5 protein-coding genes, 1 tRNA gene and 1 rRNA gene are annotated in these 13431 nt (G+C 69.5%); 6 read left to right on the top strand and 1 reads right to left on the bottom strand.

Annotation, left to right across the window (positions count from 1 at the left end; all coding sequences use genetic code 11):
* The 3 genes from rrf to ABZ877_RS29325 form a co-directional block, all read left to right on the top strand.
* Positions 1 to 93: ribosomal RNA gene (gene rrf / locus ABZ877_RS29315) — 5S ribosomal RNA — on the top strand; the annotation flags it as partial.
* A 118-nt stretch (positions 94 to 211) separates the two neighbouring features.
* Complete coding sequence (locus ABZ877_RS29320) at positions 212 to 874, top strand: DegT/DnrJ/EryC1/StrS family aminotransferase (RefSeq protein WP_361077175.1); 663 nt, start codon at positions 212 to 214, stop codon at positions 872 to 874.
* Positions 875 to 957: 83 nt separating this feature from the next.
* A tRNA-Thr gene (locus tag ABZ877_RS29325) sits at positions 958 to 1030 on the top strand.
* A 71-nt stretch (positions 1031 to 1101) separates the two neighbouring features.
* Here the strand turns inward: ABZ877_RS29325 and ABZ877_RS29330 are convergent.
* Complete coding sequence (locus ABZ877_RS29330) at positions 1102 to 3723, bottom strand: SpoIIE family protein phosphatase (protein WP_361076914.1); 2622 nt, start codon at positions 3721 to 3723, stop codon at positions 1102 to 1104.
* A 370-nt stretch (positions 3724 to 4093) separates the two neighbouring features.
* Between ABZ877_RS29330 and ABZ877_RS29335 the strand changes: the two genes are divergently transcribed.
* From ABZ877_RS29335 to ABZ877_RS29345, 3 genes are all read left to right on the top strand, one after another.
* Entirely contained in the window at positions 4094 to 9598 is a 5505-nt protein-coding gene (locus ABZ877_RS29335; RefSeq protein WP_361076917.1) for a HAMP domain-containing protein, read from the top strand.
* 274 nt (positions 9599 to 9872) lie between these two features.
* Positions 9873 to 10553 (top strand): response regulator, encoded by a 681-nt coding sequence (locus ABZ877_RS29340; RefSeq protein ID WP_361076920.1) that lies wholly within the window; start codon positions 9873 to 9875, stop codon positions 10551 to 10553.
* Positions 10554 to 10668: 115 nt separating this feature from the next.
* A complete protein-coding gene (locus tag ABZ877_RS29345; protein WP_361076923.1) occupies positions 10669 to 13422 on the top strand; it encodes a DNA translocase FtsK in 2754 nt (917 codons plus the stop codon).
* Positions 13423 to 13431 lie beyond the last annotated feature (9 nt).

Here is a 13431-nt window from a genome sequence, read left to right on the forward strand (position 1 = left end):
ACGCCCGGTTACATTCCGAACCCGGAAGCTAAGCCTCACAGCGCCGATGGTACTGCAGGGGGGACCCTGTGGGAGAGTAGGACGCCGCCGAACTATTTTTGATAAAAGCCGCTGGTCTTGAGCATTTCGCTCGAGGCCAGCGGCTTTTTTGTTGCCCGTCACCCCGTGTTCACGTTCCGCGAGGACCATCCTTGTCATGGGCACAGTTGCAATGCTGCGGGCCGCAGGCGTCGGAGCCGGTGACGAAGTGATCGTGCCGGCCTTCGGGAACCCCGAGGTCGCCGACGCTGTCGTACAGGCCGGAGCGACCCCCGTCTTCGCCGACATAGACCCGGACACCTACTGTCTCGACCCCGCGCACGTGGCGGACCGCGTCACCGCGCGGACCTCGGCCGTCATAGCCGTTCATCGCTTCGGACACCGGGCCGACCTCGCGCGGCTCCACGACCTCGGCAGCCGGCACGGGTTGCTCGTACTCGAACAGGGTGAGTCCGAGAAGCCGTACGACGAGCTGGCGCAACGGCGAGCGCACGCCACCTACTTGAACGGGAAGCTGAACGGGGTGCGGACGCCCGCCGGTCACGAAGGGCACACCTATCAGCAGTACGTCGTGCGGGTGCCCGGCAATGGGCGGCCCGACCGGGACGCTTTCGCACGGACATTGCGGAGCAAAGGAGTTGAATGCCGGGTACCGGTGAAGACTCCGGTGCACCGGCTGCCCGCGTTCCGGCGCGATGCGGAGTTGCCCGAGACCGAGCGGGCCGCCGACGAGACATTGGCATTGCCGGTCGACGGAGCCATGACGCGTAAGCAACTCCACCGTCTGGTCTCCGCCTGCAACGCTCTCGGTGGGCTCCTCGAACCGGCTTTTTAGCCGACGTCCGGAGGCGGTTCGAGCACCTCCGAACTTCAGGTATGCTTTATCTCGTTGCCGAGCGGGAAACCGCGAAGCGGCCGGCCCCTATAGCTCAGTCGGTAGAGCGTCTCCATGGTAAGGAGAAGGTCAGCGGTTCGATTCCGCTTGGGGGCTCAAGCAGAAAGGCTCCCGCCCAATGGGCGGGAGCCTTTTTCGTTTCCGCGCGGCCGCGGCCGGACCCTCCGTCAGTCGTGCTGGATCTCGGGAACCCGCATCGTCAGGATCGCCATGTCGTCCGAGGGCGCGTCCGCCGCGAAACGCTCCACCGCCCGCATGATGCGCCCCGCGACCGCACCGGCCGTCAGGCCCGTACAACCGGACAGGACTTCCGCCAGGCCGTCGTCGCCCAGCATGCGGGTGCCCTCGCGGCGCTCCGTGATGCCGTCCGTGACGCAGAGGAGGACGTCGCCCGGGTCGAGCGTCATCGTCTGCTCGTACAGTTCGAGATCGTCCATGACGCCGAGCAGCGGCTGCGGCTCCGCGAAGGGTTCGACCGAGCCGTCCTGGCTCAGGCGCAGCGGCTGCGGGTGTCCGGCGCAGACCATCTTCAGGACCGCCGAGCCGTCCTCCTGCGGCCACAACTCGCCGTAGAGGAGCGTCAGGAAGCGGCTGCGGGCGCCCTCGTCGAGGATCGCCGCGTTCAGGCGCTCCAGGACCGCCGGGCCGCCGAAGCCCTCGCGGGCGAGGAGGCGCAGCGCGTGGCGGGCGAGGCCCGTGACGGCCGCGGCCTCCGGGCCCGTGCCGCAGACGTCGCCGATGGCGAAGCCGTACGCGCCGTCGCGGATGGGGAAGAGGTCGTAGAAGTCACCGCCCACCTCGTTGCCCTCGCCGGCCGCGCGGTAGATGACCTCGACCTCGACGCCCGGGATGTGCGGCAGCTCCGGCGGGAGGAGGCTGCGCTGGAGGGACTGGCTGATGGCCATGCGCTCCGAGTACAGGCGCGCGTTGTCCAGGGCGAGGGCCGCCCGGCGGCTCAGGTCCTCGGCCAGTTCCAGGATCTCCTGGCGGAAGTGCTCGTCCGTCGGCTTGCCGAGCGTGAGCATGCCGATGACGCGGTTGCGGGCGACGAGCGGCAGGACGACCGTCTCGCCGCCGACCGCGGAGGCCGTCGCGAGGGTGGTGCCGATGCCCGAGGTGACGCTGGCGGGTTCGCCGAGGCCCAGGCTGCGCATGGACGTACGGAGCGCTGCCTGGTGGGCGGCTTCGGCGGGGGCCGTCCAGACGCGGGCGCCGGGGGTGGGTACCGGGTCCGGTGGGGTGATCTTGGAGAGGAGCGCCTTGAGGCCGTCGATGCGGTCCTCGTCCTCGTGCAGGACGTAGGAGAGGTACGGCTCCGAGACCTGGTCGGCGATCATGTAGACGGCGCACCAGGTGGCGAGCGTGGGGACGGTCATCTGGGCCATGAGGGCCAGGGTCTGGTCCCGGTCGAGGGTGCCGGCGAGGAGGTCGGAGGCTTCGACGAGGAAGCTGAGGGAGCCGCGCCGCAGCTTCTCCAGCTCGCCGAGGCGGGCCGATTCGACGGCCATGGCGATGCGGTCGGCGGCGAACTGGAGGCGCAGCGCCTCCTCGTTGGTGTAGCGGTCCGGGGCTTCGGCGGCGACGCCGAGGGAGCCGGTGAGGCGGCCCTCGACCTTGAGCGGGACCGTGACGACCGAACGCATGCCCGTACCGCTCAACAGGGGCACCGCGCCCGGTACTTGAGTGAGGTCCTCGTGGACGGCGGGCATCCTTGCGGAGCCGTAGCGGCCGGGGCCGACTTCCACGGGCACGCGCGCGAAGCGCTGGCGCGCGGAGGGCAGGCCGGTGGAGGCGCGGACCTCCAGCTCGGTCTCGTCGTCGGTGGCGAGGAGGAGGAAGGCGGCGTCGGCGTCGAGCATGTCGCGGGCGCGCTCGACCGTGCGCTGGAGCAGGCCGTCGAGGTCGTCGGGGGCGGGGGAGCCGATGAAGACCTCGAAGGCGTCCGGGCTCTGGTTCTCGGAGGTGGTGCCGTTCTCCGACGACGGCATGCGCAGCGGGGTCTGGAGCACGGCGCGCTCGTGGTCGCGCACGAGGAGGCAGACCGTGGAGGGTTCGCCGTCGGTGTCGCGGACGCGCAGGTGGGAGGCGTAGACGGGGGTGACGCGGCCGCTGGCGGCGCGGATGCCGTAGCTGCCCTCCCAGCGCGAGAGCTGGAGCGCGTCGGCGATGCCGGTGCCGGTGCCGGGCGTGTGCGGCCAGGCGGCGAGGTCGGTGAGGGGCTTGCCGGTGACCTGTTCGGCCCCGTAGCCGAAGAGATGTTCCGCGTCCTCGTTCCAGGCGGTGATCGCGCCGGTTCTGTCGATCTGCACGACGGCGACGCGGACGCGTTCGTCGGCGAGGGGGAGCAGGTCGGGCGGGAGGACCGGGCCCGCGGCGCGGGTGCCGACCGAGCGCTCGGGCAGGTCGATCTGGAACCAGACCTGCTTGTGGGTGGCCGAGTAGTCGACGCCCCAGCGGCCGGCGAGGGCCGCGCAGAGCTGGAGGCCGCGGCCGCCCTCGCGGTCGGGGCTGCCCATGTTGATCGCCGAGGACTGGAGCGGGATCTCCCGTTCCGGATAGCGGTCGGAGACCTCGATGCGGATGTGGTCCTCGGCGCGCAGGCACAGGACCTCCGCGGCGGTGCCCGCGTGGACGACGGCGTTGGTGACGAGTTCGCTAGTGAGGACCACCGCGTCGTCGATGATGTCGGCGTAGCCCCACCCCTGGAGCGTGTCGCGCACGAAGGAGCGGGCCGTGGCGACGGATCGCCCGACCGGTTCGAAGGTGGCAGCCGCGCGCGCGGTGATCACAGAACTCCCTGGACGCGTTGTACTGGCTGTACGAGTGTCGAGGCCAAGCTCTCCCGTACTCATGTCGCGGCCGCCCCTCCGATGCCCGCTCGTTTCCCGCCACCGCCCAGGCCGGGCGGACCGGGGTGGGTGGACAGCCGCTGCCAAGGTTACTTACCTTCGCCGTCCATGCGGATGCCGGTCGTCAGTGTTTTCCGTTCCGGCGGGTGTGCGGAGCGTGTGCGAAGCTGCCGAACTGTTATGGCCTGGTTCAGCCATGGTGAAACACTGGGCAAGCTTCAGTTACGGACGCATTGGGAATCCGGTGCGGCGGTAGAAGCGAACCCGAGCAACCCGAGCAGTTCAGGTCGACCCCTGCGGGAGGGACACAGTGGAGTCTGGCGCAGCGACGCGGGGCAGGAAAGCGCGCGCGGAAGGCGGACAGTCCCTGAATAAACAGCACAAGTCGCGCAATGGCACCACAACGGTGGACACGGCGGCGCTGAACAGGCTGTTGGCAGGGCTCGTCGCGATACGGGACGGCAACTTCCGCAAGCGCCTCACCGTCAGCGGTGACGGTGTGATGTCCGAGATCGCGGCCGTCTTCAACGAGGTGGCCGACCGGAACCTGCATCTGACCGGGGAGCTCTCCCGTGTACGGCGCATGGTCGGGCGTGAGGGCAAGCTGACCGAGCGCCTGGAGACGGGCGCCTGCGAGGGTTCCTGGGCCGCCGCGATCAACGCGTCGAACGCGCTGGTCGACGATCTCGTACGGCCGGTCTCCGAGGTCGGGCGGGTGCTCACCGCGGTCGCCGAGGGTGATCTGTCGCCGCGCATGGAGCTGCGCTCCCAGGTGCCGGACGGGACGGGGCACCCCTTGCGGGGTGAGTTCCTGAAGGTCGGGCGGACCGTCAACAATCTGGTCGACCAGCTCTCCACCTTCACCGACGAGGTCACGCGCGTGGCCAGCGAGGTGGGTACCGAGGGCAAGCTCGGGGGACAGGCGCGCGTACGCGGAATGTCCGGTTCGTGGAAGGACCTCACGGATTCGGTCAACACGATGGCGTACCGGCTCACCGCGCAGGTGCGTGACATTGCTCTCGTCACGACCGCGGTGGCCAAGGGTGATCTGTCGCGCAAGGTCACGGTGCACGTCGCGGGCGAGATGCTCGAGCTGAAGAACACCGTGAACACGATGGTGGACCAGCTCTCGTCGTTCTCCTCCGAGGTCACGCGGGTGGCCCGGGAGGTGGGTACCGAGGGCGAGCTGGGTGGTCAGGCGCAGGTGCCCGGTGTGGCGGGTGTGTGGAAGGACCTCACCGACTCGGTGAACCTCATGGCGGGCAATCTGACCGCCCAGGTGCGCGGGATCGCCCAGGTGACCACGGCGGTGGCCAACGGCGACCTGTCGCAGAAGGTCACGGTGTCGGCGCGCGGCGAGGTCGCCCAGCTCGCCGAGACGATCAACCAGATGACCGAGACGCTGCGCACGTTCGCGGACGAGGTGACGCGCGTCGCCAACGAGGTCGGCGCGGAGGGCCAGCTCGGCGGCCAGGCCAATGTGCCGGGCGCGGCGGGCACGTGGAAGGACCTGACGGACTCGGTCAACACGGTCTTCCGGAACCTGACCACGCAGGTGCGTGACATCGCCACTGTCACGACGGCGGTGGCCAACGGTGATCTCTCGCAGAAGGTCACCGTCGATGTCGCCGGCGAGATGCTGGAGCTGAAGAACACCGTCAACACGATGGTCGACCAGCTCTCCGCGTTCGGCTCCGAGGTCACGCGCGTGGCGCGCGAGATCGGCGTCGAGGGCGAGCTGGGCGGTCAGGCCCTGGTGGTCGGCGCGGCCGGCACGTGGAAGGACCTGACCGACTCCGTCAACACGGCTTTCCGCAACCTCACGGGCCAGGTGCGCAACATCGCGCAGGTGACGACGGCGGTGGCCAACGGCGACCTGTCGCAGAAGGTCACCGTGGACGTGTCCGGCGAGATGCTCCAGCTGAAGAACACCGTCAACACGATGGTGGACCAGCTCTCCAGCTTCGCCGACCAGGTGACGCGGATGGCGCGCGACGTGGGCACGGAGGGCCGTCTCGGTGGTCAGGCCCGCGTGGACGGCGTGAGCGGCACGTGGAAGGAGCTCACCGACTCCGTCAACTTCATGGCCGGGAACCTGACCTCCCAGGTGCGGCAGATCGCCCAGGTCACTACGGCTGTAGCGCGGGGTGACCTTTCGCAGAAGATCGACGTGGACGCGCGCGGGGAGATCCTGGAGCTGAAGAACACCATCAACACGATGGTCGACCAGCTCTCCGCCTTCGCCGACCAGGTGACGCGCGTCGCGCGCGAGGTGGGCACCGAGGGGCGCCTCGGCGGTCAGGCGCAGGTCCCGGGCGTCGCCGGTGTGTGGCGCGACCTGACGGACTCCGTGAACGGCATGGCGGGCAACCTCACCGCGCAGGTCCGCAACATCGCGCAGGTCGCCACGGCGGTCGCGCGCGGTGACCTTTCGCAGAAGATCGACGTGGACGCGCGCGGGGAGATCCTGGAGCTGAAGAACACCCTCAACACGATGGTGGACCAGCTCTCCGCGTTCGCCGAGCAGGTGACGCGGGTGGCCCGCGAGGTGGGTACGGACGGCATCCTCGGCGGCCAGGCCGAGGTGCAGGGCGTGTCGGGTACGTGGAAGGACCTGACGCAGTCCGTGAACGGCATGGCGAACAACCTGACGCTCCAGGTGCGCAACATCGCCGAGGTCACTACGGCTGTAGCGCGCGGTGACCTGTCCAAGAAGATCACCGTCGACGCCAAGGGCGAGATCCTGGAGCTCGTCACGACCGTCAACACGATGGTCGACCAGCTCTCGTCGTTCGCGGAGCAGGTGACGCGCGTCGCGCGCGAGGTGGGCACGGAGGGGCAGCTCGGCGGTCAGGCGCGGGTGCCGGGCGTCACCGGCATCTGGAAGGACCTGAGCGACAACGTCAACCTGATGGCCAACAACCTGACCATGCAGGTGCGCAACATCTCCCAGGTCGCCAACGCGGTGGCCAACGGCGACCTGACCCGTACGGTGACGATCGAGGCGCGCGGCGAGGTCGCGCAGCTCGCCGACACGTTCAACACGATGGTCAAGACGCTGAGCTCGTTCGCCGACCAGGTCACCAAGGTGGCCCGCGAGGTGGGCACGGACGGCATCCTCGGCGGCCAGGCGCGCGTACCCGGTGTGGCCGGTACGTGGAAGGACCTCACCGAGTCCGTGAACGGCATGGCGTCGAACCTGACCGGCCAGGTCCGCAACATCGCGATGGTCACGACCGCCATCGCCAAGGGCGACCTGACCAAGAAGATCGACATCGACGCGCGCGGCGAGATCCTCGAACTCAAGACGACGATCAACACGATGGTCGACCAGCTCTCGTCCTTCGCCGAGCAGGTCACGCGCGTGGCCCGCGAGGTGGGCACCGAGGGCCAGCTCGGCGGCCAGGCACGCGTGCGTGACGTGGACGGCACCTGGCGCGACCTGACGGAGTCCGTGAACGAGATGGCCGGGAACCTGACCCGGCAGGTGCGCGCGATCGCGGCCGTCGCCACGGCGGTGACCCGCGGCGATCTGAACCTGAAGATCGACGTCGACGCGGCGGGCGAGATCCAGGTCCTCCAGGACAACATCAACAAGATGATCTCCAACCTGCGCGACACCACGATCGCCAACGAGGAGCAGGACTGGCTGAAGGGCAACCTGGCGCGCATCTCGGGCCTGATGCAGGGCCGCCGCGACCTCGACGACGTGGCCTCGCTGATCATGAGCGAGCTGACGCCGGTGGTGTCGGCGCAGCACGGCGCGTTCTTCCTGGCGACGCCCCTGGACGACAGCGCGGACCCGACGACCGCCGACGACGACGCGTACGAGCTGCGCATGTGCGGCAGCTACGGCTACTCCATGGGGTCCATGCCGACCTCCTTCCGGCCCGGTGAGACGCTCATCGGGACGGCCGCGAAGGAGCGGCGCACGATCCTCGTGGACAACGCGCCCAGCGGCTATCTGAAGATCTCCTCGGGGCTGGGTGAGGCGCCGCCGGCGCAGGTCATCGTCATCCCGGTGCTCTTCGAGGGCAAGGTGCTCGGCGTGATCGAGCTGGCGTCCTTCACTCCGTTCACGCAGATCCAGAAGGACTTCCTCGGGCAGATCGCCGAGATGATCGCGACGAGCGTGAACACGATCTCCGTCAACACCAAGACGGAGATCCTGCTCAAGCAGTCGCAGGAGCTGACCGAGCAACTGCGGGAGCGTTCCGCCGAGTTGGAGAACCGGCAGAAGGCGCTCCAGGCGTCCAACGCCGAGCTGGAGGAGAAGGCCGAGCTGCTCGCCCAGCAGAACCGCGACATCGAGGTGAAGAACACCGAGATCGAGGAGGCGCGCCAGGTCCTGGAGGAGCGCGCCGAGCAGCTCGCGGTGTCGATGCGCTACAAGAGCGAGTTCCTCGCGAACATGTCGCACGAGCTGCGCACGCCGCTCAACTCCCTGCTCATCCTCGCCAAGTTGCTCGCCGACAACGCCGACGCGAACCTCACGCCGAAGCAGGTCGAGTTCGCCGAGACGATCCACGGCGCGGGCTCCGACCTGCTCCAGTTGATCAACGACATCCTGGACCTGTCGAAGGTCGAGGCGGGCAAGATGGACGTCTCGCCGACGCGGATCGCCCTGGTGCAGCTCGTCGACTACGTGGAGGCCACCTTCCGGCCGCTGACCGCGGAGAAGCAGCTCGACTTCTCCGTACGGGTGTCGCCGGAGCTGCCCACCACGCTCCACACCGACGAGCAGCGTCTGCTCCAGGTGTTGCGCAACCTGCTGTCCAACGCGGTGAAGTTCACCGACTCCGGCGCCGTGGAGCTGGTCATCCGGCCCGCGGGCGGCGACGTGCCGAACGCCATCAGGGAACAGCTCCTCGAGGCGGGCTCGCTGCGGGAGGCCGACGGCGACCTGATCGCCTTCTCGGTGACCGACACCGGCATCGGCATCGCGGCCAGCAAGATGCGGGTGATCTTCGAGGCGTTCAAGCAGGCCGACGGCACCACGAGCCGCAAGTACGGCGGTACGGGGCTCGGGCTCTCCATCAGCCGCGAGATCGCCCGGCTGCTCGGCGGTGAGATCCACGCGGCGAGCGAGCCGGGGCGCGGCTCCACGTTCACGCTGTACCTGCCGCTGCACCCGGCCGAGCTGCCGCCCCAGGGGTACACGCAGCTCGCCCCGGCCGTCGAACCGGGCCGGCCGCTGGCCCTGGACGCCGCGCCGGAGCCGCCCGCCGAGGTGGAGACCCCGGCGGAGGTGAAGTCGTACCAGGAGACGCAGAACGGGGCCGCGGCGCTGTTCCGGCGGCGGCGCCGGTCCGCACCCGCGCCCGAGGCGCGTCCGGCGCCCTCGGCACCTCCGGCGCCCTCGGGGCGGACGGCGTCCACGCAGCAACACTGGGAGGAGATCGAGGAGGAGGCGCCCAAGGCGCGGCGCTCGTTCCACTTCGGCGGCGAGAAGGTGCTCATCGTCGACGACGACATCCGCAACGTCTTCGCGCTCACCAGCGTCCTGGAGCAGCACGGCCTGTCGGTCCTGTACGCGGAGAACGGGCGCGAGGGCATCGAGGTCCTGGAGCAGCACGACGACGTGACGGTCGTCCTGATGGACATCATGATGCCCGAGATGGACGGGTACGCGACGACGACGGCGATCCGCAGGATGCCGCAGTTCGCCGGGTTGCCGATCATCGCGCTCACCGCGAAGGCGATGAAGGGCGACCGGGAGAAGGCGATCGAGTCCGGCGCTTCCGACTACGTCACGAAGCCGGTGGATCCCGATCATCTGCTGGCGGTGATGGAGCAATGGATGCGCGACAAGTGACCGGATCACCGAACATTCACGCGTCGTTGCTGACTGAGTGTGGCCACATCCGTGTAGAAGTGCGGTAACCGGGGAACCTTCTGGTCTCCCACCGCGTTTCTGCTACGTGCACAGTGACATCTCGGTGACAGGGTGTGGCGGCAGGCGGGGTGCGGCTACGATGACCGGCACAAGGACGGACGGCACCAGGAAGCCGTCCCCTGGGGCGGCGGAAGGAGCCTCCCAGAATCCTGCGGACAGGGGCGGCCCCATGCCGGGGCGAGGAGGGCGGGCCATGGTGCAGAAGGCCAAGATCCTCCTGGTCGATGACCGGCCGGAGAATCTGCTGGCGCTGGAGGCCATCCTCTCCGCGCTCGATCAGACGCTGGTGCGGGCATCGTCCGGGGAGGAAGCGCTCAAGGCGCTGCTCACGGACGATTTCGCGGTCATTCTGCTGGACGTTCAAATGCCCGGAATGGACGGATTCGAAACCGCGGCGCACATCAAGCGTCGGGAGCGGACCCGGGACATCCCGATCATCTTCCTCACAGCGATCAACCACGGCCCGCACCACACCTTCCGCGGCTATGCGGCGGGCGCGGTGGACTACATCTCCAAGCCGTTCGACCCGTGGGTGCTGCGCGCCAAGGTCTCGGTCTTCGTCGAGCTGTACATGAAGAACTGCCAGCTCCGTGAGCAGGCCGCGCTGCTCCGCCTGCAGTTGGAGGGCGGCGGCCGGGCCGTCGGTGACTCCAAGGAGCCCGCGGGGCTGCTCGCCGAGCTGTCCGCGCGCCTCGCCGCCGTCGAGGAGCAGGCCGAGGCGCTCTCCAAGCAGCTCGACGAGGAGTCGGCGGACGCGGCGGCCGTCGCCACCGCCGCCCACCTGGAGCGCAAACTCACCGGCCTGCGCAGGGCCCTTGACGCGCTGGAGCCCGGCGCGGGCAACGGCGCGCCGTCCCTGCCGTCCCAGAGCTGAGGTCCCGCCCCGGCTTTGAGGGCGCGTCAGTTCGGCCACGGCGGCCCCGCGACACAAAAGGGTGAAGCACTGGGCACACGTGTACGTGGGCGCCTCCCCCGGTAACCTCACACCTATGGCCTCACGTCCCGCAGCCAAGAAGCCGCCCGCGAAGAAGGCGGCAGCGCCCACCAAGGCTCCGGCGAAGAAGGCCCCTGCGAAAAAGGCCCCCGCCAAGAAGGCCGTGAAAGCGCCCGCGAAGAAGGCGGTGGCGAAGAAGCCCGCGCCCAGGCCGGCGCCCAGCCCCACCGGGGGCCTGTACCGCGTCGTGCGCGCCCTCTGGCTCGGTCTCGCGCACAGCGTGGGAGCCATGTTCCGCGGCATAGGGCGCGGAGCGAAGGGCCTCGACCCGGCACACCGCAAGGACGGCCTGGCGCTGCTCCTGCTCGGCATCGGACTGATCTGCGCGGCCGGCACGTGGTCGAACCTTCAGGGCCCGGTCGGCGACCTCGTCGAGATGCTGGTGACCGGCGCGTTCGGCCGGCTCGACCTGCTCGTCCCGATACTGGTCGGGGTCATCGCCGTACGCCTCATCCGCCACCCCGAGAAGCCCGAGGCCAACGGGCGCATCGTCATCGGCCTCTCCGCACTGGTCGTCGGCGTGCTCGGCCAGGTCCACATCGGCTGCGGCTCACCCGCGCGCGCGGACGGCATGCAGGCCATAAGGGACGCGGGCGGCCTCATCGGCTGGGCCGCCGCGACCCCGCTCAGCTTCACCATGACCGACGTGCTCGCGGTCCCCATGCTCATCCTGCTCACCATCTTCGGCCTCCTCGTGGTCACCGCGACGCCGGTCAACGCGATCCCGCAGCGGCTGCGCCTGCTCGGCGTACGCCTCGGGCTCATCCACGACGACCTGGCCGCCGAGGAGTTCGTCGCCGAGGAGTACGAGGACGAGTGGCGCGAGGCCGCGCCCGGGCCCGCCAGGCGGCGCTCCACGGCCCCGCGGGCGTACGACCCCGACCGCATAGAGGAGGACGCCCTCGCCAAGCGGCGCAGGCCCCGGCGTTCGTCCGTGCAGCCCTCCATGGACCGCCCCATGGACGCCGTGGACGTGGCCGCCGCTGCCGCCGCCGCGCTCGACGGCGCCGTGCTGCACGGGATGCCGCCGTCCCCGCTCGTCGCCGATCTCACCCAGGGCGTCGGCACCGAGCGCGAGGAGACGGGGGAGCGCTCGGGGAAGGCGCCCGCGCCGGAGCGCACGGCGCCCGTCCCGACGGCGCGCGGCAAGAAGTCCGCGCCGGCCGAGCCCGAGCCGACGCCCTCCAAGCTCGCCGTGCCCGACCTGACCAAGGCCGCGCCCGAGGACGTACGGGAGATGCCCGCGCGCGCGGAGCAGCTCCAGCTCGCCGGTGACATCACGTACGCGCTGCCCTCGCTCGACCTGCTGACGCGCGGCGGCCCCGGCAAGTCGCGCAGCGCCGCCAACGACGCCGTGGTGGAGTCGCTGACCACCGTCTTCACCGAGTTCAAGGTCGACGCGGCCGTCACGGGCTTCACGCGCGGGCCGACGGTCACGCGCTACGAGGTCGAGCTCGGCCCCGCCGTGAAGGTCGAGAAGATCACCGCCCTGGCGAAGAACATCGCGTACGCGGTCGCCTCCCCGGACGTGCGGATCATCAGCCCGATCCCCGGCAAGTCCGCGGTCGGCATCGAGATCCCGAACACCGACCGCGAGATGGTCAACGTCGGGGACGTGCTGCGCCTGGCCGACGCCGCCGAGGACGAGCACCCGATGCTGGTCGCGCTCGGCAAGGACGTCGAGGGCGGCTACGTCATGTCGAACCTCGCGAAGATGCCGCACATCCTGGTCGCCGGTGCCACGGGTTCCGGCAAGTCGTCCTGCATCAACTGCCTGATCACCTCGATCATGATGCGGGCGACCCCCGAGGACGTGCGGATGGTCCTCGTCGACCCCAAGCGCGTGGAGCTGACGGCGTACGAGGGCATCCCGCACCTCATCACGCCGATCATCACCAACCCCAAGAAGGCCGCCGAGGCGCTCCAGTGGGTCGTGCGCGAGATGGACCTGCGCTACGACGACCTCGCCGCCTTCGGCTACCGGCACATCGACGACTTCAACCAGGCGATCCGAGACGGCAAGCTCAAGACGCCCGAGGGCAGCGAGCGGGAGCTGAAGACCTATCCGTACCTCCTGGTGATCGTCGACGAGCTCGCCGACCTGATGATGGTCGCCCCGCGCGACGTCGAGGACGCCATCGTGCGCATCACGCAGCTCGCGCGCGCGGCCGGCATCCACCTGGTGCTCGCCACGCAGCGTCCCTCGGTCGACGTCGTCACGGGTCTCATCAAGGCGAACGTGCCCTCGCGCCTGGCCTTCGCCACCTCCTCGCTCGCCGACAGCCGCGTCATCCTGGACCAGCCCGGCGCCGAGAAGCTCATCGGCAAGGGCGACGGCCTGTACCTGCCCATGGGCGCGAACAAGCCGATCCGCATGCAGGGCGCGTTCGTCACCGAGGACGAGATCCACGCCGTCGTCCAGCACTGCAAGGACCAGATGGCGCCCGTCTTCCGCGACGACGTCACCGTCGGCACCAAGCAGAAGAAGGAGATCGACGAGGACATCGGCGACGACCTGGAGCTGCTGTGCGCGGCGGCCGAGCTGGTCGTCTCCACCCAGTTCGGGTCCACGTCCATGCTCCAGCGCAAGCTCAGGGTCGGCTTCGCCAAGGCGGGCCGGCTGATGGACCTCATGGAGTCGCGCAACATCGTGGGACCGAGCGAGGGCTCCAAGGCCCGCGACGTCCTCGTGAAACCGGACGAACTGGACGGAGTGCTCGCGGTCATCCGCGGCGAGGAGCAGCCGTAAAGGATCTTT

This window comes from Streptomyces sp. NPDC046939, from assembly GCF_040644575.1.
Lineage (GTDB): Bacteria > Actinomycetota > Actinomycetes > Streptomycetales > Streptomycetaceae > Streptomyces.